31 protein-coding genes, 1 tRNA gene, 1 pseudogene and 1 other annotated feature are annotated in these 26,270 nt (G+C 39.8%); of the genes and pseudogenes, 4 read left to right on the forward strand and 29 right to left on the reverse strand.

Annotated elements, in window-relative coordinates:
- The first annotated feature begins 31 nt into the window (after window positions 1–31).
- Entirely contained in the window at window positions 32–1,018 is a 987-nt protein-coding gene (locus FZ954_RS03580) for an L-lactate dehydrogenase (RefSeq protein ID WP_005591942.1), read from the forward strand.
- 55 nt (window positions 1,019–1,073) lie between these two features.
- Here the strand turns inward: FZ954_RS03580 and FZ954_RS03585 are convergent.
- The 3 genes and pseudogenes from FZ954_RS03585 to FZ954_RS03595 all read right to left on the reverse strand — a co-directional run.
- A pseudogene (locus FZ954_RS03585) lies at window positions 1,074–1,481 on the reverse strand (NUDIX hydrolase); the annotation flags it as partial.
- Between the two features lie 57 nt (window positions 1,482–1,538).
- Window positions 1,539–1,610: transfer RNA gene (locus tag FZ954_RS03590), tRNA-Arg, on the reverse strand.
- 123 nt (window positions 1,611–1,733) lie between these two features.
- Window positions 1,734–3,698: a peptide ABC transporter substrate-binding protein gene (locus tag FZ954_RS03595; RefSeq protein ID WP_148877150.1), complete on the reverse strand. Its 1,965-nt coding sequence runs from the start codon at window positions 3,696–3,698 to the stop codon at window positions 1,734–1,736.
- Between the two features lie 267 nt (window positions 3,699–3,965).
- On the opposite strand from FZ954_RS03595, the gene FZ954_RS03600 reads away from it, so the two are divergent.
- Window positions 3,966–4,220 (forward strand): metal-sensitive transcriptional regulator, encoded by a 255-nt coding sequence (locus tag FZ954_RS03600; RefSeq protein ID WP_148877153.1) that lies wholly within the window; start codon window positions 3,966–3,968, stop codon window positions 4,218–4,220.
- Between the two features lie 50 nt (window positions 4,221–4,270).
- Here FZ954_RS03600 and FZ954_RS03605 read toward each other — a convergent pair whose 3' ends face one another.
- From FZ954_RS03605 to FZ954_RS03650, 10 genes are all read right to left on the reverse strand, one after another.
- Window positions 4,271–4,564: a rhodanese-like domain-containing protein gene (locus FZ954_RS03605; RefSeq protein WP_148877155.1), complete on the reverse strand. Its 294-nt coding sequence runs from the start codon at window positions 4,562–4,564 to the stop codon at window positions 4,271–4,273.
- Window positions 4,565–4,734: 170 nt separating this feature from the next.
- Window positions 4,735–5,043, reverse strand: coding sequence for a rhodanese-like domain-containing protein (locus tag FZ954_RS03610; RefSeq protein ID WP_148877157.1), 309 nt, complete (start codon window positions 5,041–5,043; stop codon window positions 4,735–4,737).
- A 127-nt stretch (window positions 5,044–5,170) separates the two neighbouring features.
- Window positions 5,171–5,464 carry a 50S ribosomal protein L27 gene (rpmA, locus tag FZ954_RS03615; protein WP_005590406.1) on the reverse strand — a complete coding sequence of 98 codons (294 nt, stop codon included), beginning with the start codon at window positions 5,462–5,464 and terminating at the stop codon, window positions 5,171–5,173.
- 17 nt (window positions 5,465–5,481) lie between these two features.
- Entirely contained in the window at window positions 5,482–5,826 is a 345-nt protein-coding gene (locus FZ954_RS03620) for a ribosomal-processing cysteine protease Prp (protein WP_005590407.1), read from the reverse strand.
- A 15-nt stretch (window positions 5,827–5,841) separates the two neighbouring features.
- On the reverse strand, window positions 5,842–6,156 hold the full coding sequence (gene rplU / locus FZ954_RS03625; RefSeq protein WP_005591928.1) for a 50S ribosomal protein L21: 315 nt from the start codon (window positions 6,154–6,156) through the stop codon (window positions 5,842–5,844).
- Between the two features lie 35 nt (window positions 6,157–6,191).
- Window positions 6,192–6,279 (reverse strand) — a sequence feature (ribosomal protein L21 leader region).
- Window positions 6,280–6,384: 105 nt separating this feature from the next.
- Entirely contained in the window at window positions 6,385–6,984 is a 600-nt protein-coding gene (locus FZ954_RS03630; protein WP_148877159.1) for a hypothetical protein, read from the reverse strand.
- A 76-nt stretch (window positions 6,985–7,060) separates the two neighbouring features.
- On the reverse strand, window positions 7,061–8,275 hold the full coding sequence (gene thiI, locus FZ954_RS03635) for a tRNA uracil 4-sulfurtransferase ThiI (protein ID WP_148877161.1): 1,215 nt from the start codon (window positions 8,273–8,275) through the stop codon (window positions 7,061–7,063).
- 3 nt (window positions 8,276–8,278) lie between these two features.
- Window positions 8,279–9,421, reverse strand: a complete 1,143-nt coding sequence (locus FZ954_RS03640) for a cysteine desulfurase family protein (RefSeq protein ID WP_148877163.1) — start codon at window positions 9,419–9,421, stop codon at window positions 8,279–8,281.
- 120 nt (window positions 9,422–9,541) lie between these two features.
- Window positions 9,542–10,372: a pyruvate, water dikinase regulatory protein gene (locus FZ954_RS03645; RefSeq protein ID WP_187423320.1), complete on the reverse strand. Its 831-nt coding sequence runs from the start codon at window positions 10,370–10,372 to the stop codon at window positions 9,542–9,544.
- Window positions 10,373–10,377: 5 nt separating this feature from the next.
- Window positions 10,378–11,013 carry a CBS domain-containing protein gene (locus FZ954_RS03650; protein ID WP_048763156.1) on the reverse strand — a complete coding sequence of 212 codons (636 nt, stop codon included), beginning with the start codon at window positions 11,011–11,013 and terminating at the stop codon, window positions 10,378–10,380.
- A gap of 184 nt (window positions 11,014–11,197) precedes the next feature.
- Between FZ954_RS03650 and ppdK the strand changes: the two genes are divergently transcribed.
- The gene (ppdK, locus tag FZ954_RS03655; protein ID WP_148877168.1) at window positions 11,198–13,825 is read left to right on the forward strand and encodes a pyruvate, phosphate dikinase; all 2,628 of its coding nucleotides are present in this window, start codon (window positions 11,198–11,200) and stop codon (window positions 13,823–13,825) included.
- A gap of 172 nt (window positions 13,826–13,997) precedes the next feature.
- Entirely contained in the window at window positions 13,998–14,417 is a 420-nt protein-coding gene (locus FZ954_RS03660; protein WP_148877170.1) for a DUF6556 family protein, read from the forward strand.
- A 172-nt stretch (window positions 14,418–14,589) separates the two neighbouring features.
- On the opposite strand, the gene FZ954_RS03665 is transcribed toward FZ954_RS03660, so the two are convergent.
- From FZ954_RS03665 to FZ954_RS03740, 16 genes are all read right to left on the reverse strand, one after another.
- Window positions 14,590–15,078 carry a prolyl-tRNA synthetase associated domain-containing protein gene (locus tag FZ954_RS03665; RefSeq protein WP_148877172.1) on the reverse strand — a complete coding sequence of 163 codons (489 nt, stop codon included), beginning with the start codon at window positions 15,076–15,078 and terminating at the stop codon, window positions 14,590–14,592.
- 12 nt (window positions 15,079–15,090) lie between these two features.
- Complete coding sequence (locus tag FZ954_RS03670) at window positions 15,091–15,675, reverse strand: uracil-DNA glycosylase family protein (RefSeq protein ID WP_148877636.1); 585 nt, start codon at window positions 15,673–15,675, stop codon at window positions 15,091–15,093.
- Window positions 15,676–15,730: 55 nt separating this feature from the next.
- Window positions 15,731–17,131 (reverse strand): dipeptidase PepV, encoded by a 1,401-nt coding sequence (gene pepV, locus FZ954_RS03675; RefSeq protein ID WP_148877174.1) that lies wholly within the window; start codon window positions 17,129–17,131, stop codon window positions 15,731–15,733.
- 70 nt (window positions 17,132–17,201) lie between these two features.
- A complete protein-coding gene (locus FZ954_RS03680) occupies window positions 17,202–17,807 on the reverse strand; it encodes a nitroreductase family protein (RefSeq protein WP_148877176.1) in 606 nt (201 codons plus the stop codon).
- Window positions 17,808–17,937: 130 nt separating this feature from the next.
- A complete protein-coding gene (locus FZ954_RS03685) occupies window positions 17,938–19,623 on the reverse strand; it encodes a hypothetical protein (RefSeq protein ID WP_148877179.1) in 1,686 nt (561 codons plus the stop codon).
- A 116-nt stretch (window positions 19,624–19,739) separates the two neighbouring features.
- Entirely contained in the window at window positions 19,740–20,186 is a 447-nt protein-coding gene (locus FZ954_RS03690) for a hypothetical protein (protein ID WP_148877182.1), read from the reverse strand.
- Window positions 20,187–20,195: 9 nt separating this feature from the next.
- Window positions 20,196–20,642: a hypothetical protein gene (locus FZ954_RS03695; RefSeq protein ID WP_148877185.1), complete on the reverse strand. Its 447-nt coding sequence runs from the start codon at window positions 20,640–20,642 to the stop codon at window positions 20,196–20,198.
- Between the two features lie 13 nt (window positions 20,643–20,655).
- On the reverse strand, window positions 20,656–21,057 hold the full coding sequence (locus tag FZ954_RS03700; RefSeq protein WP_148877187.1) for a hypothetical protein: 402 nt from the start codon (window positions 21,055–21,057) through the stop codon (window positions 20,656–20,658).
- A gap of 82 nt (window positions 21,058–21,139) precedes the next feature.
- The gene (locus FZ954_RS03705) at window positions 21,140–21,634 is read right to left on the reverse strand and encodes a hypothetical protein (protein ID WP_262366218.1); all 495 of its coding nucleotides are present in this window, start codon (window positions 21,632–21,634) and stop codon (window positions 21,140–21,142) included.
- Between the two features lie 53 nt (window positions 21,635–21,687).
- Window positions 21,688–22,353: a PoNe immunity protein domain-containing protein gene (locus FZ954_RS03710; RefSeq protein WP_148877189.1), complete on the reverse strand. Its 666-nt coding sequence runs from the start codon at window positions 22,351–22,353 to the stop codon at window positions 21,688–21,690.
- Window positions 22,354–22,461: 108 nt separating this feature from the next.
- A complete protein-coding gene (locus FZ954_RS03715; protein WP_148877192.1) occupies window positions 22,462–23,001 on the reverse strand; it encodes a T6SS immunity protein Tdi1 domain-containing protein in 540 nt (179 codons plus the stop codon).
- Between the two features lie 197 nt (window positions 23,002–23,198).
- Window positions 23,199–23,609, reverse strand: a complete 411-nt coding sequence (locus FZ954_RS03720; protein ID WP_148877194.1) for an SMI1/KNR4 family protein — start codon at window positions 23,607–23,609, stop codon at window positions 23,199–23,201.
- A gap of 141 nt (window positions 23,610–23,750) precedes the next feature.
- Entirely contained in the window at window positions 23,751–24,230 is a 480-nt protein-coding gene (locus FZ954_RS03725; protein ID WP_148877196.1) for a DUF6985 domain-containing protein, read from the reverse strand.
- Between the two features lie 116 nt (window positions 24,231–24,346).
- A complete protein-coding gene (locus FZ954_RS03730; RefSeq protein ID WP_148877198.1) occupies window positions 24,347–24,784 on the reverse strand; it encodes a hypothetical protein in 438 nt (145 codons plus the stop codon).
- 123 nt (window positions 24,785–24,907) lie between these two features.
- Window positions 24,908–25,339, reverse strand: a complete 432-nt coding sequence (locus tag FZ954_RS03735; protein WP_148877201.1) for an SMI1/KNR4 family protein — start codon at window positions 25,337–25,339, stop codon at window positions 24,908–24,910.
- A gap of 36 nt (window positions 25,340–25,375) precedes the next feature.
- A complete protein-coding gene (locus FZ954_RS03740; RefSeq protein ID WP_148877203.1) occupies window positions 25,376–26,230 on the reverse strand; it encodes a metallophosphoesterase in 855 nt (284 codons plus the stop codon).
- Window positions 26,231–26,270 lie beyond the last annotated feature (40 nt).

Consider the following 26,270-nt stretch of genomic DNA (forward strand, 5'->3'; position numbering starts at 1 on the left):
AACCCCAAAAATAATAAGGAGATGTTTAGAAATGACTGCTACTAAACAACATAAAAAAGTCATCCTTGTTGGTGACGGTGCCGTAGGTTCATCTTACGCTTTCGCGCTTGTTAACCAAGGAATTGCACAAGAGCTTGGAATTATCGAAATTCCACAATTACACGAAAAAGCTGTAGGTGATGCGCTTGACCTTAGCCACGCCCTTGCCTTCACTTCACCTAAAAAGATCTACGCAGCTCAATACTCTGACTGTGCGGACGCTGACCTTGTTGTTATCACTGCGGGTGCACCTCAAAAACCAGGTGAAACTCGTCTTGACCTCGTTGGTAAGAACCTTGCCATCAACAAATCAATCGTAACACAAGTTGTTGAATCAGGTTTCGATGGTATCTTCCTTGTTGCTGCTAACCCAGTTGACGTTTTGACTTATTCAACTTGGAAATTCTCAGGCTTCCCTAAAGAACGCGTTATCGGTTCAGGTACTTCACTTGACTCAGCTCGTTTCCGTCAAGCACTTGCTGAAAAATTGGATGTTGATGCTCGTTCAGTTCACGCCTACATCATGGGTGAGCATGGCGATTCAGAATTCGCTGTTTGGTCACATGCAAACATCGCAGGTGTAAACCTTGAAGAATTCCTTAAAGATACTCAAAATGTTCAAGAGTCTGAATTGATCGAATTGTTCGAAGGCGTTCGTGATGCTGCTTACACAATCATCAACAAGAAAGGCGCTACATACTACGGTATTGCTGTAGCTCTTGCTCGTATCACAAAAGCTATCCTTGACGATGAAAATGCTGTACTTCCACTTTCAGTCTTCCAAGAAGGCCAATACGGTGTGAAAGATGTCTTCATCGGTCAACCAGCAGTTGTTGGTGCACACGGTATCGTTCGTCCAGTAAATATCCCATTGAACGATGCAGAAACTCAAAAAATGCAAGCATCTGCTAAAGAATTGCAAGCTATCATTGATGAAGCATGGAAGAATCCAGAATTCCAAGAAGCATCTAAAAACTAATCAGAAAAAACATCTCCTGATAAAAGGGGATGTTTTTTTGTTGTTTTATGTGGAATCTATCAGAAAAAATATCAATTAAATAAGGAACAATCAGCTCTCCCTCTAAGTCCTCCAAAGAAGAAAGCCAAATAAAGTCTGTATGCTCTTCTGGATCCAATAGGATATCGCACTGATCTATAATCCTAGCCTCATAAACCAAGCGTGTAAAAACAGTATTTTTACTTGTGTCAAACTGACTATCTTCATGGATAATCTTATCAATCCGAATCTTTTGATTAACCTCTTCTATAGCCTCGCGTAGAGCTGCTTCTCTAGGTAGTTCGTTCTCTTCTACGCTTCCGCCAGGAATATCCCAATAAGATGGATAAACATTAGGAAGCCCACGCTTTATTTTTGAGCGTTTGATCAGCAAATACTTTCCGTCTTTCTCAATCAAGGTATGAGCGATTAACTTCACCACCATAGCTGTCTCCTCTCTTAGAAAACAAAAAAGGACTCTCTCGAGTCCAAGCTTCAGTCATCCACCCTGAGAGAATCGAACTCCCATCTCAAGAACCGGAATCTTACGTGATATCCATTACACTAAGGGTGGCAACTTATTTATTATAACCAATTTTTCACAAAAAAACAAGTCTAAATGGCTCCTTTTACAAAATTTCTAATCTATGTCAAATCAAAAAGATTAACTCTCAAAGAAAGTTAATCTTTTAATCTCTTATTTCTTTTCAATATGATCCGCTAGTTCTTCTTGGGCTTTTTTGTTAGATTCCAACGTTTTTTCTTGCCATTTCTTCTTAGCTTCTTCATATTCTTTGCTCGTTACAATTTCACTTCTGAGTTTTGTATATTTAAAGTTGAAGGGAGATCCCTTGATTCCAACGAGTGAATAGGCACGACTGAAAGGTTTGGACTTACTTACAGAAGGACTACCGCCTCCTGAAATAGTCGGCATGATAATTCCACTATCAAGCAACCAAGCTTGTGCATCCGCATATTTTTCATAGCGAACTTTCACATCTGTTGTTTCAGCATTTGCCTCTTCTAACATCTTAGTATAAGTATCCAAGCCCAGCTCTTTCATCTTGTCCATATCTTGGCCTGGATCAAAGCCAAAGTTTTGCAAGCTAGCGCCATTATTTACATTTAGAGTATCTAAGTAGGTAGATGGGTCTTGATAGTCAGCTGACCAGCCCCCTGTATAGAAGTCATAGTCCTTTTGAGCCGCAGTATTTGCAAAATAGGTGATGTTGTTCAAATCATCCACACTAATCTTCTGCAGGTCAATCACTACATTTTCTGCACCCAAGGTTGATTCAATTGATTGTTTTACTGAACTTGCCCATTGGATGCCCACCTTGTCAGCCTGGTCTACAGGAAGGTCTAAATGGATTGGGAATTGAACTCCCTTAGACTCTAAAGCTTCCTTAGCCTTGGCAAATCTTGCCTTGGCTTTTTCTGGATTATAATAAGCATCTTGAGCATCTGTCAGATCGATATTCGCCCATTCTGTACCATAATTCACTAATTTAGAAGCAACAACTTGGCCAAAAGTTTGATCGCCAATTTGAACAAATGTTGGAGGAACAAGCGTATTTCTCAACAGCTTGGTAGCTCCATCTTTACCATTACTTTGCGCACCATAAGAAGTCCGGTCAAGGGCAAAATTGACGGCCTGACGGAAGTCCTTATTTAAAACCGCTTCTTTTGTTGCATTCTTTTGATCATCACTTGTTTTGGAAGTGTGATTGTATGATTGACGGTTGAAGTTGAAATTAAAGTAATATGAGGTCGCATCCTGTGGGCTATAAAGGATATTGTCCTCATATTTCTTCTTAACTGCCGCAAATCCTGAAGTATTCGGATAGAGACGGGCACCACTATAAGCACCATCACTGAAGTTGCGAATTAAAGATTCTTGGTCTGATCCATCATAGTAGGTTAATTTAACATGTTCTAGACTGACCTTGTCTTTATCGTAATAATTTGGATTTTTAACAAATTCCATAGACGATTTAGAAGTCAAAGATTTCAAAAGGAAAGGACCGTTGTAAAGAATACTTGATGGATCAACAGAACCAAAATCTTTTCCTTTAGACTTCAAAAATTCTTCATTGACAGGGAACAAGATATTATTCGTCGTTTTAGAGTTCCAATAAGGCTCTGAGCGTGTCAGTGTATATTGAACCGTATAATCATCCACTGCCTTTACTCCAACTTTGGAGAAGTCTTTTTCGTCGCCTTTGACATAGGCATCCAAGCCGCTAATCGAGTCCTGAATCAGGTAAAGGGCCTCAGACTTCTGGTCAGCCACATATTTAAGTCCAGTCACAAAGTCTTGAGCTTTCACACTTGCAACTTCTTCGCCATCAACATTGAACCACTTAGCATCCTTACGAAGCTTATATGTGTAAGTCAAGCCATCTTGAGAAACTGTCCATGATTCTGCAAGAGAAGGAACTAGATTTCCATATTCATCATTTTCCAAAAGACCATCCACAAGGTTTGTAATAACGTCTGATGTAGTTGCACGGTTAGTGGTCAGGTAGTTCAAGCTATCTGGATCGCTGGCATAAACATAAGAATATGTGGTTGTGCTGGATGAAGATTTGCCACAAGCTGACAAGAGTACTCCTGCACTGAGTACCACCCCAGTAGCTAAAAGCATTTTTGATACTTTCATAAATACACCTCCAAAAATGAGAGAAGTCTCAGAATAAGAGAATCTGAAACAAAGATAGGCCCTTATTTTATTTAGTATTCTCTTAGTTCAATTTCTATGTTATATTTTATAACATAAGCTATTATACCAGAATTCTGTTAAAAAGTAAATAGAGGAATCAGAGAGTAATTATGGAAAATTTCTGAAAACTACCTCCAACCAGTCCAATTGGCAAATATACAGATTAAGCATATAATAAACTCAATGTAAACAAACGAGGAAATCACCGTGAATTCTAATTATATTACCCGCCTCAAGCGCTCCGAGGGACAGTTAAGAGGCATTCAACAAATGATTGAAGAGGACAGGGAATGTTCAGATATTCTCACACAGTTATTAGCCGTCCGCTCCAGCGTTGACCGTGTTATTGAGATGGTTATTACTGAGAATTTAACGGATTGCCTAGAAAATCCATCTGATGATCCGAAAAAGCAAAGGGAAAGAATAGAGAAAGCTATTCATTTTCTGGTAAATCGAAAATAAGAAGAAGAGGAAAAAAGGATTCAAGCAACGACTTGAATCCTTTTTATCTTTTATTCCGTCTCTCCAGACCAAGCGTTCATGCCACCTGATACGTTGGTCACATCGAAGCCCTGCATGGCAAGAAATTGGCAAGCAGTCGCTGAACGTGCACCTCCTTGGCAAATGACATAGTATTTGTAGTCAGGATCCAGCTTTTTATAGCCAGTTTCCAACTCACTGAGCGGAAGATTTCCAGCATTTGGGATATGACCCGCTTGAAATTCATGCCTTTCGCGCACATCTACGATAGCCAATTTTTCAGATTGATACTGCTTTTCTAAGTCAGCTGCTGATATAGTTTTCATTTTTCTACTCCTTCTGGTTTTAATAATTATATACAAGGTATTCCAATATAAACTCTGACAGAAAGAAGCCATATAGCTGAAGCTAATTTTGCTTTATTTCTAGAGCATCACTCTTACCATTTTCTTCAAAGTAAATTGCTAGCTAGGAGGCAAGATTAGCTTAATAGATTCTACTTGGATATTTTCCCTGTCCAAGCGCTCATACCGCCGCGCACATTAACGACATCATAGCCCTTTTTCTTCAGCTTTTTAGCCGCAAGCTTGCTCCGCATGCCTGAGTGACAAATAACGTAAATCGTCTCCTTATTAGCTGGTGAGAACTGACCGATTTGACTTAAAGGAACATTCTTCGCCTCTTTGATATGCCCTCTACGAAATTCAGTCGGCATCCGTACATCAATTAGTTGGATATTAGACTTCAACCGCTTCTCCAATTCATCCGTCGAAATGCTGTCTATTCTTGTAAAAAAATGAAACATATATTCTCCTTTACATCCCTGTAGCCTATATTAAAACATTAAGAATGGAAAATGTCAAGGAAACGATTTCATTTTCTCCAAAAATAAAAATCCCTATCTTGAGACGGGGATTTTTATCAATAATGAATTATTTCGCAATTGGGTAAACTGATACTTGTTTCTTATCGCGACCTTTGCGTTCAAAGCGTACTACGCCTTCAACTTTTGCGAACAATGTATCGTCTCCACCGCGGCCAACGTTAACACCTGGGTAGATGTGTGTACCGCGTTGACGGTAAAGGATAGATCCTCCAGTTACAGTTTGTCCGTCAGCTGCTTTAGCTCCAAGACGTTTTGCTTGTGAATCACGTCCGTTTGACGTTGAACCTCCACCTTTTTTGTGGGCGAAAAGTTGCAAGCTTGCAAGATTCATTTTTAACATAGTGTTTTTCCTCCGTGTTAGTTTTCTGTGATAACTCTGGTTTGGACGAACTCAGAAGAGTTCTCCGATAAGTTTGCCATTCCCAAGAAAAATGATTCAAAGAAAAGCTGAGTCATTTCTCTCTGATGCGGCGGAATATCCATAGGGATTTCTACTCGTAAATATCCGCCTTCTTCTTCGTTTAATTCTAGGATTGGTTCATAGCCTGCAAATTTTTCAATTGAATTGATGAAATTTATGGCAAGCGTAGAAACCGATGCACACACGACATCAAAGCCGTATTCGCCACTTCCGGCGTGTCCAGTAATTTCCGCACTCCTCAGCTCGCCATCTTCGGCTTTCTCAAAGACTGCCTGTATCATGTGTTCTCCTGTAAATTAAGCGTTGATTGCGTTGATGACAACTTTAGTGTAAGGTTGACGGTGACCTTGTTTGCGGTGGCTACCTTTTTTAGGTTTGTACTTGAAAGTAACGACTTTCTTTTGTTTTCCTTGTTTTTCAACAGTTCCAACTACAGTAGCTCCAGAAACAAGTGGAGTTCCGACAACAGTTTTATCACCACCAACAAGAACAACTTCGTTAAATGTCACTTCTTGACCAGCTTCAACATCCAATTTTTCAACGTAGATAGCTTGACCAACTTCAACTTTAACTTGTTTTCCGCCAGTTTTAATGATTGCGTATGTGCTCATTATGCACCTCCTATGATTTATTGGGGTTTCCCCGTATTTTTGTGAAGACTCGCCTAGCATCGTGGGACGAACCACTTTATACTCACTATGTGAGCAACGATGTTCGAGCGGTTGCACAGGCCGTGCATAGTCAACATTCTTAGTATAGCACTTCTACTAACCTTTTGCAAGTAATTTTATTTAATGAAAACGGATTTTCCACTAAATAGCCTCATTCTGTACTTCCATTTATTTAAAATATACAATCTGCCCTTCTTGATTGACATAAACCTCAATAGCTTTCGGAGGCTTCAAATGTTTTTTTGCTGATCTGGCAAGACTTTTATTACTATCTGAAACATTGACCTCTCGCTCTTTTCCATCAACGTTAATAGTAAAGGTAATACGAGAATAGGTAGACTTACTTCCCCCGATCTCGGTATCAACACCAGTCACTAAAGCCGTTTTTAGCTCGGTTATCTGATTAGTAAAATAATGATAGCGCCAAATACCATTGGTCATTCGATAGCCTTCATAAGCAGGAAAGATAAAAAGCATAAGAAGAACGCCAATTATTGTGACAAAAATAGCTCTGCCCGTACTTTTTTGGCTTTGACGTATGGTATTCCATTTATTTCTCATGGCCTTCTTGACAGAGCCAGCTTCCTTAATATCTTTATGATATCCCCAAAATAAGAGAGCATACAAGCTTAGGAAAATCTGGAAATGAACTAAGAGACCAATAAAATAAGTCCAATTGGGTATTCCAAACAGCAAAGCATTATCTTGTCCATCTTTCCAAGACAATGCTCGCATGAGCCCACTCAAGAAGTAATCCCACTCGTTCATAAATATCCCCTTTTATCTTCAGTATCAATGAAAATAGCTTCCAGATTCTTTTAGCAGAAAGATACTCCTTAAACTCTTATAACAAGTCCTCAATCAGCTCATCAACTTCATCAGTCTCTGCTTGTGGTCTGATTTCTGTAATCATGATGCCTGCAACGGCACGTTCTACCAATCCTTCAACGTCTAGGCGAGCTTCATACTGCTCTACGTTTTTAATTTTCGGATTTGTTTTAGGCCGATCTGGAGCAAAAATAGTACAGCAGTCTTCAAATGGCTGGATAGAGATTTGGAAAGTATCGATTTTTTCTGCAATATCGATGATTTCCAGCTTATCCATAGTCACAACAGGACGGATAACCGGTGTATTGGTCACGGCATTAATAGCCTGCATACTCTCGATAGTTTGACTGGCCACCTGACCTAGACTTTCTCCATTGATAATGACTTGACCGCCCCGCTCCTCTCGAATCCGGTCTGTAATCCGCATCATAAAGCGACGAGTCAGTGTCATCAGATATGCTTCTGGAGCCTTAGCCTTGATTTCCTCTTGAATCTCAGTAAAAGGCACTTCGATAAACTGGATGTTGCCGCCAAACTTAGTCAACTTCCTAGTCAAATCCTGAGCTTTTTTCAAAGCACCTGGGCTAGTGTAAGGCGGACTAGCAAAGTGAACCGCCTCGATATCCACACCGCGCTTGAGAGCCAGATAGCCAGCCACCGGTGAGTCAATCCCACCAGACAGCATAAGCATGCCTTTTCCTGAAGTGCCGACTGGTAGTCCCCCAGCACCACGAATCGTCTCATAAGAGATATAAGCCGCTTCTTCACGAATTTCGACACGCAGGTCAATATCTGGCGCTTTCATCTTGACCTGAACATTTGGAATGGCCTCAAAAACAGCATCCCCCAATGTCTGATTGAGCTCGCGGCTATCCAATTCAAAGCTGTGGTCACTGCGCTTGCTGGAAATCTTAAAAGTCATACCTTCTTGATAAACTTCCTTCATGATGGTTTGGACAGCTTCGATTAGGGCTGGTACAGACTTTTCGATTTTATAAGATGGCGAAAAATTCTGAATCCCAAAAATCTGCTTGAGTGACTCAGCGACAGGCTGATAGTCTGTTCCGTGCAGATAGACATGGGTCCGGTCACGGTCAGCCTTGACATGGACCTGCGGATAGACTGACAAAACAGCCTGGATATTTCGTTTGAGTTTGTTGATAAAGCGCATGCGGTTCTTGCCCTTGGTAGAAAGCTCGCCGTAGCGCACCATAATTTCTGAATATTGCATTGTTTACCTTACTTTTCTGGTTTTTTCGTAAATAATTTTAAAAGTTGTCAAAAACTGCTCCATCTGGCTCATATCATTATCAAGATCCAAACTGATACGGACAGCGGTTTGAGCTAGAGATTTTTCGACTCCCATAGCAATCAGCGTACCTGCTGGCTTTCCAGCCTTGGAAGAGCAAGCGCTGGTAGTCGATATGTAAATCTCGTAGTCTTCAAACGCATGGACGACGACTTCACCCCGCACTCCCTTGATACCAAAGGTCAGGATATGGGGCGCAAAATCTTCCAAGCCTGAGAAGACCAGCACATCTGGATACTTCTGCAGTTCTTCAAGGATAATCTTCTTCATCTGAACCGTCCGCTGGGCAAATACTTCTTGCTTTTCCATAGACAGCCTCAGAGCCTTTGCCGTCGCTGCAATGCCAGCTAAATTTTCTGTTGTGGAGCGCTTGTCCGACTCCTGGCCACCACCAGTCAAGAGAGGACTGATTTTCTTGCCAGACTTGATATAGACAAATCCTACGCCTCGGACACCGTGAAATTTGTGACTGGAGAAAGTCGCAAAGTCCACACGGTCCGTCAGATAAGCAGCTGTTGGAATCTTCGTAACAGCCTGTACAGCATCCACATGAAAGGAAATAGTCGGTTTGTCTGCTAGCAGTTCAGATATTTTCTGAATAGGCTGAATGCTGCCGATTTCATTATTGACAGCCATGACCGAAACCAGAGTGGTGTCTGGTCGAATCAGCTCCGCTAGCTTGTCTACCTCAACAAAACCTGCCTTATCAACTGGAGCAAAATCGACTTCAAATCCCTGACTCTGCAACCAGAGGGCTGATTCTTTAACCGCAGGATGTTCAATGTTGGATACGATGATGTGTTTTCCAAAGGGAACTTTTTCAAAAGCAACTCCTTTAAGCACCCAGTTGTCCCCTTCTGTTCCTCCAGACGTAAAAAAAATCTCCGATGAAGACTTGCCTAAAAGCTCTGCTATTTGCCGACGAGAGGCTTCTAAGAGACGGGTAGCCTGGCTGCCCAAACTATGCAGGCTAGAAGGATTGCCCCAGATTTTAGAAGCCACTTCTGTGTAGGTGGCCAGCGCCTCTGGATAAGGCTTGGTTGTCGCTGAATTATCTAAATAAATCATCTTTTTCCTCTGTATTTATCAGTAAAAATCAATACTCCTATTGTAACACGAAACGAGCCTAGGGACAAGACAAGGGCGCAGTCCCTACCTGATAAATTTAGGAACCGGCCCTGAACACGATTACTTCGCCTCGCCAATCATATCTAATTTTTTTAAATAATCTTCAATCAAGAAGGCTGTCTCTTCAATTGATTTATCCGTAATATTGATGACCTCCGTTTGATATTTTCTAAAGACTTCTTTGGAATAGTCTAATTCCTGATAAATCTTCTCCAAATCTGTGTAACTGGTCGAGTGGGACAGCCCCAGCGAATTGAGGCGGTTGCTACGAATTTTGACTAATTTTTCTGGCTCACAGACCAGACCGATGATCCTACGCTTGTCCACCTTGTCTAAAACTTGAGGAAGCGGAACTTCTGGAATCAAAGGTAAATTGGAAACTTTGTAGCCCTTATTGGCCAAAAAAATGCTGAGAGGAGTTTTTGAAGTCCGTGAAACTCCCAGTAGAACTAGATCCGACTCCAAAAATCCCTGCGGAGATTTGCCATCATCATGCTTTACAGCAAACTCAATCGCTGATATTTTATTAAAATATTCCGTATCCAAACGGTGCAAGGTTCCTGGTATCTCAATCGGGCTAATCCCAGTCTTTTCTCCTATGATTTCAAAGAAAGGGTGCATGAGATCAATGTAGGCTAGCTTGTGGTTTTGGCTAAATTCTCTAGCTAGTCTAGCTAATTCTCCATTTACCAAGGTACTGATGACCAAGGCATCATCTTTTAAAGCATCTTGCAAAATTTCCAGCAATTCTTGCTCCTTGTCTATAAAAGGAAAACGGTAGCTATTATTAAATGTCAAATCTGGATACTGCGCACTTACAGCTGACAAGAGTCGCTGCGAGGTTCCTCCTAAAGAATCCGAAATGCTATATACAATAATTTCTTTCTTCATTGTCACTACTCCTGTCTCTTTACTTCCGCTTGGCGCGCTTCCTGAATGATATAGTCTAGCAGGGCTGTCTTGGTCACCGTTCCTAAAATCTTGCGCTCATTATCTTTCTCTACCACCGGCATGGAGTCAATGGCAAAATCCTGCAAAAGAGCGGCCACCTCTAGTATATTCATATCCTTATGGCAGGTTCTAAGATGAGGCATCCGCGTCATACAAACTGCAATAGGCGTTGTTCCGATACTACTGGATAAAGCCGCTCGTAGCAAATCCTTTCGCGAGACAATTCCTAAGAGTAGCTTCTTTTCATCAATGACATAAAGAACATCCGCGTCATACATAAAGAGCCTTATCACTGCATCCTGAATGAAAGTGTCTTGAGACACCAAAACGGGAGAAACCATAATATCTTCCGCTTTCTTGCGAAAAGTATCAAAGAAAAACAAGGTTTCTAAATCATTCCCTGAATAAGTATAGCCAACCTTTGGCGTCGCTTTTAAAATGCCAACCAGCGTCAAAAAGGACAGGTCTGAGCGTAAAGTTGCTCTAGAAATCTCCATCAGTTCCGAAATCTTTTCCCCGCTGACGGGCTGCTCTTTCTTGACAATGTCAACAATCTGCTTTTGACGTGCTGATAATTCCAATACAATATGTCTCCTTTTTAGAGATATAATACTCTATTTTTCATCTTTTTCTGTCATATTATATCATATTTTTATCTTATATCAATGAAATATAACGATCTTTTCCATTGACAAATATATGTGATGTATATTAGAATATAAACAAGATATATATGACACATTTTTGTCTATTTGGAGGTAAGATATGACGAAATGGATTTATTCCTTTGAGGAAGGACGAGCCGAGCAAAATGCTCTTTTGGGTGGCAAAGGTGCTAATTTAGCTGAAATGACCAATTTAGGATTACCAGTTCCGCCAGGATTCACCATTACGACGGAAGCCTGTATGCATTTTTTAAATAAGCCCTCCTTTTTTGAAGAAACATTAAGAGAGAATGTTTTGCAGGCTATTTCTGAACTGGAGCAAAAAAACGGCCAATGCTTCTCAGGAAATGAAGAGGAGCAACTGCTAGTCTCTGTTCGCAGCGGCGCCAAGTTTTCTATGCCTGGTATGATGGATACGATTTTAAACTTAGGATTAAATGACCTACGAACCCAAACTTTGGCTTCCAAAACCAATATGGCTTTTGCATACAACTGCTATCGCAGGCTGCTCCAGATGTATGCAGATGTCGTTTTCCAAATTCCAAAAGAGGACTTCGATCAGTTGCTCTCCTATTTTGAGAAGAATGCTGGTAAGATTGCCAACGACTTTAGTTTGGAAGAGCACCAAGCTCTCATTGATCAGTACAAGCAACTGTATCGCGAGCATTATCAGACTTTTCCTCAAAATCCTAAGGAACAACTCTTCGCTGCTATTAAAGCCGTTTTCCGCTCTTGGAATAACCCACGCGCCCAAGTCTATCGCAAGCTCAATCAGATTCCAGAAGATTTAGGAACCGCCGTTAATATTCAAGTCATGGTCTTTGGCAACTTTGATCAAGAAAGCGGAACTGGAGTCGTCTTCACTCGAAATCCAGCAACAGGTCAAAAGGGACTCTTTGGCGAATTTCTTTTAAATGCCCAAGGAGAGGATGTCGTGGCCGGTATTCGCACGCCCGAGCCCATTCAACATCTGCAAGAAAAGATGCCAGAAGCCTATGCTGCTTTTCAAGAATATGCCCACATACTTGAAGATCACTACAAAGATATGCAGGATATCGAATTTACAATCGAAAAGGGCAAGCTCTATATCCTGCAAACCCGTAATGGTAAGCGAACAGTCAAGGCTGCTTTGAAAATCGCTCTGCAATTAGTAGAAGAAGGCAAGATAGACAAGTGCGAGGCCATTCGTCGGATTAGCCCGACTCATATCAATCAGCTGATTCACCCAGTCTTTGATGAAAATAAGCTCCAGCAAGCGACAATTTTAGCGCAAGGATTGCCAGCCAGTCCCGGTGCTGCAACAGGAAAAATTGTCTTTACTGCCAAGCGAGCCAAAGAACTACATGAAGCTGGTGAAAAAGTTGTGCTAGTCCGCCAAGAAACTTCTCCCGAAGACATAGAAGGAATGATTGTCAGCCAAGCAATCGTCACTAGCCAAGGTGGAATGACCTCACACGCGGCAGTTGTCGCCCGAGGAATGGGAACCTGCTGTGTAGCAGGATGTGGAGATCTACTTGTCCAAGAGGACAGCAAGACCATCCAGTGCGGAGATATCTTGCTCAATGAAGGAGATATTCTATCCGTAGATGGTCGGACTGGTTTTCTTTATATGGGGCAAATCCCGACTGTCTCTGTAGAAAATGATCAGGATCTGCAGCTCTTGCTGACTTGGGCTGATGAAGTAGCTAAACTTACAGTCCGCGCCAATGCAGAAACAATCCAAGATTTGCAAACCGCTATTAGCTTCGAAGCGCAAGGCATTGGACTAGCACGAACCGAGCATATGTTTTTCGGTGAGGAAAGAATCCTGCAAATGAGGAAATTAATTCTGGCCGAAAATGAAATAGAAAGACGGGAAGCACTTGCCCATCTCCTTGATTACCAAGCAGAAGACTTCTATCAGATGTTCCAGACTGTTGGCGAAAAGCCTATGATTGTCCGCCTATTGGATCCTCCAATGCACGAATTTCTCCCTAAAGACCAGCTGGAAATTGCCCTGCTGGCTGAAAAACTCAATAAAAAAGCTAGTCAACTAGAAAGAAAAATCACGCAATTGCAAGAAACAAATCCTATGCTTGGCCATCGCGGCTGTCGTCTAGGAATCACCTTGCCGGATATCTATAAGATGCAAATAGAAGCTATCTTTAGCAGCGCCATTCGACTGCAGCAAGAAGGAAATCCAGTTCATCCTAAAATTATGATTCCGTTGATTACTGCGAAATCAGAGCTTGTCTATCTCAAAGAGCTGCTCATCAAGCATATCGAATCGATTTTCAAAAAGTATCAATGCCCTCCATTCCCATATGACATTGGTACCATGATCGAACTTCCGAGAGCCTGCTTCATTGCTGATCAGTTGGCTCAGGAAGCGGACTTCTTCAGCTTTGGAACCAATGACTTAACCCAGATGACTTTTGGTTTTTCAAGAGACGATATCGGAAAATTCCTCAATGATTATAAAGAGAAAAAGTTGCTCACCCAGGATCCCTTCCAAAGCCTTGACCAGGAAGGTGTCGGTCAATTGATGAAATTGGCGATTGAAAAAGCTCGCCAAGTAGATCCAACCTTGTCCATCGGAGTTTGTGGCGAAGTTGGTGGTGATCCAACTTCCATTCCTTTCTTACAAGAAATCGGAGTCACTTATGTCTCCTGCTCCCCTTATCGAGTCCCAGCAGCTCGGCTAGCTGTAGCCCAAACTGCCCTTAACTCTGAAACAACTCCAAAGTAGCTCTAACATTTTGATAAAACAAACAGCTCTAAGAGGCTTATCTCTCCGCCTTTTAGAGCTGTTGTTCTTCATTCTTTTGTGTGCGTTTTCATTTAAAAAATTCAGATTTTTGGAAGACTTTTCTAAATAAAAGACGTATAATAAATTAAGAACGAAAAGGAGCGACTTTTACATGGAAAACTATTCTCGCAAAGAAAAAAATAACAGCACTTCAAATCGAAAACCAGCTAGTCAGCATATCAAAACTGGCTTTTCTGCCCTACAAAAGACTATTGCTACAATTGCCAGTCTTCTCTCAATCGTCATTGCTTGCTTTACCATCATGAACCTTATGGACAACAATGACTCAAAATCAAAAACTGATACAGGCAACTCGACAACAACTACTACCATCATCAAAGAGGTAGAAAAAGAGTCTGCATCTGTTAGCTCGACTCCAACAGAAACTTCTGCTGCTACTGAGACCGAAACATCATCAAGCTCCTCAAGCGCAGAAGCGAATACGAGCCATACAACTACTTCCACTGACAGCAGTTCGACAAGCCAAGACCAGCATACAACAACAGAGTCCAGCACTCAAGCATCCAACTAGGAACATCTGAAAGAGTGCCCCTTATCCAATCTATCCAAGAAAGCCTGAATGTCACTCAGGCTTTTTTCATTGCCAGCCTTCTTTTACTATTTGAGAAAAATTCTTGGCCTTTCTCTAATTTTTGGAGCCAAAAAAACTGTGAGGTCAAGAAAACCCACAGTTTTTCCAGAAATCAAAGTTCCAAAATTTGATAATCATAACCAAGATGAGTCAAGAACTTAAAAAGATCTTGGGTTGCGACAAAAATCGTCTTTTCATTGGTATTGGGATGAAAAGTCATGATATCCTCTGATACAATGTCCTTATCAAAATAAACTTGAATATCTTTTTCTTCATTATTTAACAAACCAAAAGGCGATACCGTTCCTGGTGGCAGCTGCATTTTTTCAAAAAGAGAATCCGACGAAGCCATACGAATGCGGTTGGCTGAGACCAAGTCTTTAAACAAGTCCATATCTAGACTCTTTTGGTCATCCATAATCAGAAGATAATATTGAGTTTTCTTCTTGTTGGTCAAAAACATGGTCTTAGTCCGAACGCCCTCGATTCCTTCGATATAGGAGTCGGCTTGCTCTGTCGTAAATGCAGGTGGGTGCTCCACCACATCAAAGGGGATCCCCAACTCTTGCAACTTGTTAGCTACTTGTTGATAAGCATCCATAGTTTTCCTCCTTTATTGATGAATAATCTTTTGTACCAATACTTGCAATTCTGGCACTACTTCTGCCTCAAACCAAGGATTTTTCGCCATCCAAATTTGGTTGCGGGGCGATGGATGAACCAAGGGAAAAAAGTCGGGTAGGTAGTCTTGATAATGCTGGACCGTCTCGGTCAGCTTGACCGTACCTTTTTGATGCAGATAATATTTCTGTGCATACTGACCAATCAAGATAGTCAACTCAATATCTGGTAGGAGCTCTAAAATCGGCTGATGCCATTTGTCCGCAAAGCCCTTACGAGGCGGTAAATCTCCAGACTTGCCATGTCCCGGAAAATAAAAATCCATGGGCAGAACCGCAAAATAGCCAGACTGATAGAAAGTTTCCTCATCAACACCCAACCATTCTCTCAAGCGATCACCACTCTTGTCCTTCCAGTAAAGCCCTGCCTGCTGGGTTTTCAGTCCCGGCGCTTGACCGACAATATTAATCCGAGCATTCTTAGGCGCTGCAAAAAGTGGCTTGATTCCCTGTTCTGTGAAAGCTTTATTCTGTGGGTCAGCTATAATGGCCTTGGTAATATCTTCTATTGTCCGCATCATATTTCCTTCCTTGAAAAGAAACTCACCTGGCATAGCCAAATGAGTTCTTATTTTATTTGATCAATTCGTAGATAGCTTCCGCATAAATTGCAGCCGCGCGAAAGAGATCTTCCACATCGATAAATTCATTGGCTTGGTGCATAGTATCGATATAGTCTGGGAACATCGCGCCATAAGCAACACCACGTTTCAAGAGGCGTCCAAAGGTACCACCACCGATAACTTGCTCATGACCTTTCAGTCCAGTTTGTTTTTCATAAACAGCCAGCAAGGTCTGTACCAGCGGATCTTCCATCGGCACATAGTGAGGAGTATGACCATGCTCAGACAAGGTCACTTTGGTAACTGGCAACTGCTCTAAAACATTCTGAATAGCTTCTGGACTGGTTCCCTTCGGATAGCGAATATTGAGGGCAATTGTATTGTCAGCCTTGTTTTCGTCAAAACGGAAAACGCCAGCATTCATTGACAGAGCTCCCATCTTCTCATCCACATGAGCAATCTTCAAGTTCTTACCCTCATGGTCATTTAGAAGAATATTTCCAGCCACATCTAGATAATCCTTAGCAGGACCCGCAAAGTCAAATTGTGTTAGGAATTTGGCTAAATAAGTTGCACCATTGACACCAGACTGAGGAGAAGCACCATGAGCAGACTTACCGATAATGGTCACAGTGACTTGGCCACCAGCTAGTTCTTCATAAGTAAAGTCTAGCCCATTTTCCTTAGCGAACTGCTCCAATTTATCAACTAGATTTGGTAATTGACCTGATACGATGGCTGTCCCAGACTCAGGTACCATGTTCTCCCGCAAGCCACCAGTAAAGCTATGCAGGCGTGCTGCGCCAGCATTTTCACCAGCAAAATGCAGGTACTCTGTGATATTTCCTTTTTCACCATTGATAATCGGAAACTCAGCATCTGGCGAGAAGCCGAAATCAGGCTCAGGCAGGCCTACATGAGCAAAGTAATACTCCATGTCTTTCCAACCAGACTCTTCATCTGTCCCCACCACAAAGCGCACGCGCTTAGAAACCGGCAAGCCCAAGTCTTTGATGATTTTCAAGCCGTAGTAACATGCCATAGTTGGTCCCTTGTCATCACTAGAACCACGGGCATATAGACGGCCATCCTTAATCGTCGGCGTATAAGGATCTGTGTCCCAACCGCTTCCAGCAGGCACCACATCCATATGGGCAAAGATTCCCAGCTCTTCTTCTCCTTGACCAAAAGTAAAGTGACCAGCATAATTATCCACATTTTGAGTCGGGTAACCATCACGTTCAGCAATTTCCAAGAACTTATGCAAGGCCTTTACAGGACCCGGTCCAAAAGGATGCTCCTTGTCCGCCTTTGAATCATCCCGCTCTGAATTAATTTCTAAAAGGCTGAACAAGTCCGCCAACAGAGCTTCCCTACGTTTTTCAACTTCTGCTTTAAAATCAATTGTCATTTTCTCACCTCTATAAAACACTTCGATTTAAAATATCTGAATTAAATCGCGATTTCTGTTTTTTTCTTTATTAACGCTTTTCGATAATCTCGTCAACTGGTAATCGATAGCTAGGCTCTAACTTGTCGTCTGTATAACCAACAGTAATTAAGAGTTCCGGACGGAAGCGCTCATCAATCTCCAAAACTTGGTTGACTTTTGATTTATCAAATCCTAAGATGATATTGGAGCCAATCCCTTGGTCAGTCAAGGCTAAAACAAGGTTCATAGCTACCAAGCCAGCGTTAAGGGCCAAGTAATCACTCTTTTGCTGGTCATTGTAGCGAGCAAACTCAGCTGGTAAATTCTGCATGTAAAATTGCAGCTGCTCATCAGAAAAATTTTTTACCCCAGCGACACGCGCGATCTTGCGCGCCCGCTTAGCCAAATCTGTATCTGTAAAGAGGGCAATTGTCACTGGAGCTTCCTTGATTTGATCTTGGTTAGAGCCAAAAGCAATGCCCACTAGAGCTGCATTTCGCTCACGCACCACCACGAACTTCCAAGGCTGACTATTGTGAGCGCTCGGCGCCAAGGTCGCAATCTCAATAGCTGTGCGGACATCTCTAGGATCTACCGATTTATCATTGAAATGCTTAGTCGCATGACGCTTTTTGTTTAATTCAAGAAATTTCATAATTGATTTCCTTTTCTAATTTCTGTTACTCTTATTTTACCACAAATTGAAAGAGCTTGCAGAGGTTTTTCACAAAGGATTTTTTCATTCTCTATCAAGTAAAGCTGTCTGTCCTTGCCACTTGATAAGATTATTCCCTTGTAGGAGTTTCGTTTTCTCCATTCTGGCTACTTGAATCTCTCAAGCCCTTTATTAAATCACTGTAACTAGAGCTTCTTTCTTGCTCAAAAACTTTGTTTAAATTTTGATCTATCTTAGGAATTTCAACTTTTGGTTCAGGTTTCCGCACAGAATAATCAATAGCTCCAAACAGTAGAACCAGCAACAAGACAAATATCGTCCACAAAGTCTCTTTTTCTGGAAGAGGGACTCCTTTGGTTGGGAAACCTTTCCAACGAGGATACTGATGCAAAAATTCATTTATCTTCATCCCATTGGGATAGAGTGTCAAAAAACCAAAAATGGTAAGAAAGAGAAACGAAAAACTATGCATAGATACCCAACTAAACTGAATCCTCATTTTGAAGGCTTTATAGCTTGACCTAGCCATATAAACCTCTAAGCCAAAAGCTATAATCATCAAGATAAAGAAAATAAAGACCTGCAGTTTCCAGAGCTTTCTCAATCCTAAGTAAGCCCGTTTATCTGCCTGCTCTTTGCCACCGTCTTTAGCTTCTCTCTCTTGAGTCTGAATTTTTGCTGTAGGTTCAGTTACTTCTTGACTTGCTTGAATCTCCTGAACCACCTCATTTTCAGTCTGTGGCTTATGTTTTAGACCATACGCCACCACTTCTTTTAAGATTAGCCTCAGATTTTCTTTGGTTAGTTTGTAGGGATACCCGCGTAAGGGCCATTTCTCTCTCAGTTCTGGATGATCTGGAAGTGACACCATGATGTAAAAGTGCTGTCCAATCAACGTAATCATGAAAGAAACTCGATAAAATCTAGATCTTACAAAGAAATAGGCCCTATAAAGGTAGTCGCCTTCCATTTCCTTTGTCGTTTTGTCAAATTCAATCTTACCTAAAAACAGCTCTTCTATAATCTTCTGTATTTCTAAAACCTTTGTATCAACCGTATCCAGACTTAGAGGAGCCTTTAAAATCAGCTCTAAATCAGACATAGAAGCCACAGAAAGACTCATGCCAGTTTTGTCTTTTTCTAAATGTTCTTTTAAATAAGTCTTACACTTGCTCAGAAAAGAGGATAAATTAGAAGAATTTAACTGGACTGGACAATCAAGTAGCAATTCTTGACTTCCTACACCAGCATCTAGGGGGACAATATCTCTCACAATGAAATCTTGTTCTAGCAGCTCCAGAGTAAAAGAAGCTCTGTAGCTAGGTAATATACTTGTAATAATGACTCGATAATCTTCGCCCTTTTCGACAGGTTTCTCCCACTTATCCGTTTTCGTTTTCCCATCGAAAATATTTTCAATCATCGCTTCAATAGCTCGTATCTTCAGATAATCATTTTCGGGAGTAAGAGGTTCCAGAAAAATCTGTTCTGGCTGATCTAGGTAGGTTTTTATTCTTCCCAATCCTTCCTCCAAGGTTTCTGGCAGATACTTGTATTGTATCCCGTATGTAGGCTTTTCACCCCACTTCAAGTGTAAATCGCTGCCGTCTACTAAAATATCCAATTTTTCTTTATAATTTTCTAGATTGATTTTAAAGAGAAAAGTCGGACAATATGAACTCAAGACAATATCATAAATTCCTTCTATTTCAAAAGCAGTTCCAAATTTTTTCTGGAGCTCTGCACGAATATCCTTCTCCAAATGTTCTTTATGCTTGTCAAAATTCAGCCCCATCTGTCTTCAACTTTCTTTTTGTTTTACTTTTCAAAACAGCCCCATCACACACTTGGTCGCATGGAAAGCATTTTGCCTCTGCTTTTCTATCATTCAGCTTGAGATTGTCGTAAGCATTAAGCTTGAGTGCTTTTCTTCACTTCCTCAAACCATTTTTCAAACTCTAGACGTGGAAGCAATTCTTCATCCTTGTCATAACGCCCTTCATAGCTATAGCGACTGTCAAGACTATTTGTCTGAGCATCATAAATCAGCCACATTTCAGTTGGGTGTTCACGATTGTATTCTTGGCACAGCTTAACCATTCTTTCTATATCTTGTGCCCCTATTGTTAATAGACTAAACTGAATTTCATCTGAACTATCTATTTCATTAGGAAGGTAACTCGCAATCTCATCTCTATCCAGATAATGATTATTAGTTTTAAAAAATACATCAAAGCTATAGAAACCATCCGCAACGCAATAAATAAAAATTTTATCTGCTTGATTTTGGACATATTCCATTGCCAATGAAACCATGTCAATCTGGATTTTCATAAATTTATCTTCAAATTGTGTCATCTTATTCTCCTACAATTGCTTGCTTTTTACTTCCTCAAACCATTTTTCAAACTCTAAACGTGGAAGCAATTCTTCGTCCTTGTCATAACGACCTTCATAGCTATAGCGACTGTCAAGGCTGTTTTTCTGAGCGTCATAAATCAGCCACATTTCAGTTGGGTGTTCGCGGTCATATTCTTTACAAACATCAATCAATTTTTGTATATCTTCAGCTCCATATCCCAATAGAGGGAATGCCATATTATCGGAATCATCTATTTTTTTTGTCGCAACTTCATTAACTTTGTCCATTTCAATTACAATGCCATTAATCTTATAAAAAACTTTATACGATTGCAATGCTTCCTCCGAAATGCAATAAATATATACTTTCTCTGCCTGATTTTGGACATATTCCATAGCTAATGCAATCATGCTAGCCTGAACTTCCATAAATTTATCTTCAAATTGTGTCATCGTTACATTCCTTTTATATTTTCAATAAAACTTCCGCTTTGTCTGAGTTTAGAAAATCTTTCAGTATATTCAAAGTATGTTCAATAGAATCTTTATTACCACCATACACTCTTCTTATACTCTTATCATCAATAAGCTTGGATAAAAAGGTGACTGAAAATTTCTCTTCATCAGTTTGAGTAAACCAAATGTTAAATAATCCACCCTCTCCTGCTTCCAATTGCGTATTTTTACCTGTTGATGAAATACCTATCGTCATATGATAACCGTTATACACGAACGGAAAATTAAAATTTTCATCTTCTCCTTCATTAATCGCAATCGTATCAAGATCAATCGAAAAAATTTTCTCCAAAACTTGCTTGACATTCTGATAACCTAAACTATCTCTTATTGGTAAGTATTGTTCGCTCATTTCTAAGGACTCCACATATTCCTAAAAATCCTCACTTTTATATCTTTTTTCTCTCAAAAGATTCATTTCATTCTTGAACATTTTATCTTCTATGAAAGAAACTATCCTTATAAAACCTTATAGCATCCCTTGGCAAAACCACAAGGAATGTAGCCTGTTGGTATAAAGCATACAAATCATCGAAAAATGTTGACTCAGCTTGGGAAAGCTCTTTTTTGATGGTCAAGTAGATGGCCAAGCCAATGATATCAAATTCAATCTGACTCTTCATTGATGCAAGAAGTTTACTATCCGCAATTAGTCTATCTAAACTTTTTTCAATTTGAGGAATGATTTCCTCTTTTGCATTATTTGCCAGTTCATTCCAGTGCTTATAAATGTCACTATGATTTTTAAAAAGATAAACAGTAAAATCTCCACGTTTATCTAAGACAAAATTCTCCCATTTTAAACTATTAATATTCTTCTCCGCTTCTTTTACAGACTTTAACTGAGTAATCGGTAGACTTGTTTCTCTTTCTTCCTTCAAAAAGTCTATACTTATTAATTCATTTATCACATCTGAATGGATCTTCATCTTTATCCCCTTTCTAGAACCAAGCTATTCTTTCAGATAAAAAGCTTCGTTTTCTATTCTCCCTGCACCAACAAATCATAGGGAAAATACTCTAAATCCTTCAAACGCTCGTCATAGATTCCTTTGATCTTGCAGGTTGCGGCGGTGTCAAAACTCCAGTATCCATCATAACCTCTATTTTCATACTTATGTGTTCCATACCAAGGTTCATCAGAATGACTATAATACCAGAACCCCTGCGCTTTGGCTACACTCTCATAAGTATCCTCAATCATATTTTGATATTCTAAAATCGAATGAAAAGGTACTATCTTATCATGGAATAGATAAACCATGTAGTACTCAATCAAGCCATCTGTGTGATCCATCTGCTCATAAATAGCCTTCAAATCATCCAGAAACTCTTCCTTGCGCTCACTATAAAGAACGCCCAAGGCAAAGATGTTAACCGCCAAGTCAAATGGAACTCCCTCTGAGGCAATGAGCTTCAAATTAGAAAGAATTCCTTGATAATAGGGGAAAATTTCCTCTTTCGAAGCACCTATAGAATAGGAAAGTTTCACTAGTTCTTCATTATTCAAAACCAAATCTTGATAATGGAACAACAAATACTCCTCCGCAATCTCATCCGTTATCTTAATATTCTTCTCTAATCGTTTTTGAACAAAAGCTATCCATTTTTCAAAATACGCTTGATCTTTGTGTTTATCTCTTATCATGTATTAACTCCTTTTCTTAGCTTAATCTCCCTGCACCAACAAATCATAGGGAAAATACTCCAAATATTTCAAGCGATCATCTATTAACTGATCGAAACTATGACTACTTTAATCTCCGATTGGACCGATTAATTGAGTAATCAGTAAAATATGTTCGTACATTTTTACCTTATCTAAGTGTTTCACATCTTTAAATCCACCTAAAGCCAAAAGTGGCACAAAACCAAAGCACTGTGTGTAATCAAGCGAGCCGTATCTCTCTACCGCTGCATAATAAAGCGGTAAGTCAAAATAATCATCTGTAAAACTTTCATCAGGTAAGAACTTGATAAAAAACGATAAATCTTCTAAAAAAATATCAAAAGAACCATCTTTATATTTGACCATTCTTAAATATTGTTTTTCTTCGCAAACAATAATATCCCCAAAAGCTGTCGCAAAAATGGGAATGGAAATGTCCCCTCTGAAATAGGTCTCCTGAACTAGTTCAAGATAATCATCTGGATTAATCACCTTCAGATAACCGTCTAAAAAGGTCCCCAGACCGTCTTCCTCCCAGATTTGAACCAGTTCTGACGGAATTTGATCCCTGTACTTTTCAATTACTTCTTGAGGCATGGCTGCCACTCTTGTAAAACCATTTAACATATATACTCCTTGTTTAAGCAGTTAAGCGTTCATTTAGATAGGTGGTTGGTAATTGTCCTAGTTCCATCTTCCTAGCTAGAGCATGTATCTACTCATCTATGGTATCAATCCAATCCTTTTCCCATCATCCTTAAAATCTCACTATTGGCGCGTTGATATCATTTACTAAGAAGGAGCACATAGAAAGTCTATATTTCTTAAAAAAGGGTCTCAATTATACTAGAAAAACTGGAACAAACAAAGGTCGCTTCTTTAAAATCATCGTAATTCTTTTCATGATTCCAAAAAACGATGCTTTTATCAGCTGAATAATCAAAACATAATACATTTCCAAAACCATCTTCCGCAAAGGGAATCAATTGGTCGCCGAGTCGATCTTGTAGATCTTCAAGAATTTCATATATATTATTGTCTTCATTTTCATCTAGGCTGATTAAATTATTGAAAATTTCTAGCTTTCCGTCTACCTTAAAATGATTGGGATTAGGATAACCACCATCATATTTCAAGACAATTTGCTTATAATCATCTGGTAGAGTAATCTGCAATCTATGCTCCACACTTTTTATGATATCCTTAGAAATTCCCTTATAATTTAACCACTTCATATTCGTACTTGATTTCCTTTCTTCCAATCCTCTAAACAGCTCTAGCTCCTATTAAACTTTGGATTTTTCTAAAATCTTTACATAGGACGGTTGAAGCTGAAAGCATTTGATAAAAAATAGACAGATTTATGAATTATATACTTATAGAAGTATATCTTGATAGCCAATTTCAGACAAAAGGCCATTGGTAAATTTTATTCCTATGCCATTTTCTTTATCCCAATCACAATCACATAAAAAACCAAATTCTTCAACACTTTCATCAAAGGTTAGAGGAAACATGATTTGCTTAGGCTGTAACAGAGAATAAATTTGCTGATCATCTCCAATTTTATTTAAAAAAGATTGTTTTTCAGCTAAATTTGTAAAACTGGAAACAATATTTGATATTTCACGATTATAGTACGATAAAATAGCAGCATTAACCTCTGTTACAATTTCATCTAAATGCTCTTGAAAAAATGTATAGGCTTTTTCTTGGTTGACTTCAAATTCTGCGTCTTCATCTGCATCAATATTTATCTCTAAAACATGCTGCTTACCGAAAATCGTTATAGGCATAGATCTTGTCCAGCCATTATTAAATTCTATGCTGCCGAAAATTTGATGATTCAATTTCATTGTTTTCTTTATTCTCCAAGTTCGTCAACTAAGTGAACGCAAAAATCTTTCTTACCTTCTATGCAGTCTTTTTGCGCTGCTTCATCAATTTAATGTAATTTCGTTGTCGAAAACAGTTATTGGCCTTGTACTTCCTCAAACCATTTTTCAAACTCTAGATTTGGAAGCAACTCTTCATCCTTGTCATAACGGCCTTCATAGCTATAACGACTGTCAAGACTATTTTTCTGAGCATCATAAATTAACCACATTTCAGTTGGATGTTCACGACCGTATTCTTGGCAAATTCTAATCATGTTTTCTACATCCTTGATACCTTCTCTCAGTAAGATTGATTGTAGACTGATATCAACTTGAGAATCATCTGGTAAGAAATTATTTACCAAGTGTTTATGTACAACGTTCCCTTTTATTTCATAAAACAAATTAAAACTATATAAACTATCTGCTATTGCATAAATGTATATTTTATCTGCCTGATCTTGGACATATTCCATTGCTAGTGAAATCATACTAGCCTGAACTTCCATAAATTTATCTTCAAATTGTGTCATCGTCATCATCCTATCTAATTCTTTTAGCTTTTGAAGCTAGTTGGTTACTATTGATAAAGCGTTCGACTTCTTTAACACGATTATAAAAATCGGTATTTATTTCTGTTAGCCAAAAAAATCCAGCTATATCAAGTCATAATAGAAGGTGTCATCTTCCATAAGCCTGTCTAGAAGCTCTACTAGATTAGGAGCAATTTCCTTATCATAATAATAGATTTTCCCCTCATTTTCAGCAGCAAATCCGATAGATAGAAGCGCTACTTCATTGCCTTCAAAGAAAACTAATTTATCATCCTCAAATTGCTTGTAGATTTCAATATCTGGATAAAAGTCAAAATCATGTTGCCTCAATCTAAAGTCTAATACTGACTCTGGATCCATGAAACGGTTTATATTATCCACCTTGCTTTTTAGAAAGCCATATCCGACTTCTGCATAAAATTCTTGTAGGATCTCAGGGATTTGAATGCCCAGCTTTGATTCACTATCCCTAATCTTATCTAGATTCACTGGATAAAACTGGTTCAAAGGATCTAATTTAATCTTCTCAAACATCTAAGCCCTTCCTTCAAAACTCAATGCTATCTCTCTTCAACTTTTATTTTCTTTTGGTTCACTTATCTGAAAAAATTGCCTAACATCCTCTACGTAACCATACTTATCATTCAAGTCAGCCAATAGTTCTCGGTTGTGCCCTTGGTAATTATCTTCACGTCGTAATTCTTCATACATTTCGATGAAAGGAAGCTCTTTATCTTGGGCTAATTCTAACTCTGCCTCGTAATCATAGGCGACTTTTCGGAATTGGATATTTACCAGTTCCCCTTCTTCAACTTCTAACAAGGCATACTGGGCACGGTGATTTTTCAATGCCAGCCAATCAAAATAGGGCATGCCAATCGAACCGGGATTGATAATTTGTTGCCCTTGGCTACCATAGCGAAGCAACTGCTTGTGGACATGACCGTAAACTGCCACATCTGTCTCCTCATCCAGTAGCTGGTCAAATTTGTCCGTATCATTGTCAACCAGTAGGTCACTCCCATAGTTTTTGGCAGGCAAATTATGCGAGAGCGAAAAACGCAGGCCATCAATTTCTTTCTTCGCAACCATAGGCAGACTCCGCAGCCAAGTGATCTGATCAGGATCCATTCGCTCCATCAAATACTGCGTCATACGCAAGAGCTGGACTTCCTCTGGGTCTTCTAATCCATATTGACCATCTAAGGCCTCTAGGACACAATCATCCCAGTTTCCGCGGACAGTCACTGTGATAGGAAGGCCTTTTAACAAGGCTAGCAAATCATTTTCTCCAGGACCAGGGAGAAAAATGTCCCCCAAAAGCCAATACTCTGTCGCTTCCTGTCTTTTAGCATCTGACAGAACAGCCTTCAAGGCCGTGATATTCCCATGTATATCAGATAGAATCGCAATTCTATGTTTCATCCTTACTCCTTCATCAACGATTGCTAAGTTTGAATCTAGT

Source organism: Streptococcus sp. Marseille-P7375 (assembly GCF_902460365.1).
GTDB lineage: Bacteria > Bacillota > Bacilli > Lactobacillales > Streptococcaceae > Streptococcus > Streptococcus cristatus_I.

Bases quoted from the DNA above. Each gene is read 5' to 3' on its own strand.
- rpmA (WP_005590406.1), bottom strand. From the start codon at position 5,464: ATGTTAAAAATGAATCTTGCAAGCTTGCAACTTTTCGCCCACAAAAAA.
- FZ954_RS03720 (WP_148877194.1), bottom strand. From the start codon at position 23,609: ATGAAGTGGTTAAATTATAAGGGAATTTCTAAGGATATCATAAAAAGT.
- FZ954_RS03710 (WP_148877189.1), bottom strand. From the start codon at position 22,353: ATGATAAGAGATAAACACAAAGATCAAGCGTATTTTGAAAAATGGATA.
- pepV (WP_148877174.1), bottom strand. From the start codon at position 17,131: ATGACAATTGATTTTAAAGCAGAAGTTGAAAAACGTAGGGAAGCTCTG.
- rplU (WP_005591928.1), bottom strand. From the start codon at position 6,156: ATGAGCACATACGCAATCATTAAAACTGGCGGAAAACAAGTTAAAGTT.
- FZ954_RS03715 (WP_148877192.1), bottom strand. From the start codon at position 23,001: ATGTTAAATGGTTTTACAAGAGTGGCAGCCATGCCTCAAGAAGTAATT.
- FZ954_RS03730 (WP_148877198.1), bottom strand. From the start codon at position 24,784: ATGACACAATTTGAAGATAAATTTATGGAAGTTCAGGCTAGTATGATT.
- ppdK (WP_148877168.1), top strand. From the start codon at position 11,198: ATGACGAAATGGATTTATTCCTTTGAGGAAGGACGAGCCGAGCAAAAT.
- FZ954_RS03580 (WP_005591942.1), top strand. From the start codon at position 32: ATGACTGCTACTAAACAACATAAAAAAGTCATCCTTGTTGGTGACGGT.
- FZ954_RS03645 (WP_187423320.1), bottom strand. From the start codon at position 10,372: ATGAAGAAAGAAATTATTGTATATAGCATTTCGGATTCTTTAGGAGGA.
- FZ954_RS03705 (WP_262366218.1), bottom strand. From the start codon at position 21,634: ATGAAGATCCATTCAGATGTGATAAATGAATTAATAAGTATAGACTTT.
- FZ954_RS03685 (WP_148877179.1), bottom strand. From the start codon at position 19,623: ATGGGGCTGAATTTTGACAAGCATAAAGAACATTTGGAGAAGGATATT.
- FZ954_RS03740 (WP_148877203.1), bottom strand. From the start codon at position 26,230: ATGAAACATAGAATTGCGATTCTATCTGATATACATGGGAATATCACG.
- FZ954_RS03700 (WP_148877187.1), bottom strand. From the start codon at position 21,057: ATGAGCGAACAATACTTACCAATAAGAGATAGTTTAGGTTATCAGAAT.
- FZ954_RS03665 (WP_148877172.1), bottom strand. From the start codon at position 15,078: ATGGATGCTTATCAACAAGTAGCTAACAAGTTGCAAGAGTTGGGGATC.
- FZ954_RS03735 (WP_148877201.1), bottom strand. From the start codon at position 25,339: ATGTTTGAGAAGATTAAATTAGATCCTTTGAACCAGTTTTATCCAGTG.
- FZ954_RS03630 (WP_148877159.1), bottom strand. From the start codon at position 6,984: ATGAACGAGTGGGATTACTTCTTGAGTGGGCTCATGCGAGCATTGTCT.
- FZ954_RS03605 (WP_148877155.1), bottom strand. From the start codon at position 4,564: ATGAAAACTATATCAGCAGCTGACTTAGAAAAGCAGTATCAATCTGAA.
- FZ954_RS03695 (WP_148877185.1), bottom strand. From the start codon at position 20,642: ATGACACAATTTGAAGATAAATTTATGGAAGTTCAGGCTAGCATGATT.
- FZ954_RS03595 (WP_148877150.1), bottom strand. From the start codon at position 3,698: ATGAAAGTATCAAAAATGCTTTTAGCTACTGGGGTGGTACTCAGTGCA.
- FZ954_RS03620 (WP_005590407.1), bottom strand. From the start codon at position 5,826: ATGATACAGGCAGTCTTTGAGAAAGCCGAAGATGGCGAGCTGAGGAGT.
- FZ954_RS03610 (WP_148877157.1), bottom strand. From the start codon at position 5,043: ATGTTTCATTTTTTTACAAGAATAGACAGCATTTCGACGGATGAATTG.
- thiI (WP_148877161.1), bottom strand. From the start codon at position 8,275: ATGCAATATTCAGAAATTATGGTGCGCTACGGCGAGCTTTCTACCAAG.
- FZ954_RS03680 (WP_148877176.1), bottom strand. From the start codon at position 17,807: ATGAAATTTCTTGAATTAAACAAAAAGCGTCATGCGACTAAGCATTTC.
- FZ954_RS03640 (WP_148877163.1), bottom strand. From the start codon at position 9,421: ATGATTTATTTAGATAATTCAGCGACAACCAAGCCTTATCCAGAGGCG.
- FZ954_RS03660 (WP_148877170.1), top strand. From the start codon at position 13,998: ATGGAAAACTATTCTCGCAAAGAAAAAAATAACAGCACTTCAAATCGA.
- FZ954_RS03670 (WP_148877636.1), bottom strand. From the start codon at position 15,675: ATGCGGACAATAGAAGATATTACCAAGGCCATTATAGCTGACCCACAG.
- FZ954_RS03690 (WP_148877182.1), bottom strand. From the start codon at position 20,186: ATGACACAATTTGAAGATAAATTTATGAAAATCCAGATTGACATGGTT.
- FZ954_RS03725 (WP_148877196.1), bottom strand. From the start codon at position 24,230: ATGAAATTGAATCATCAAATTTTCGGCAGCATAGAATTTAATAATGGC.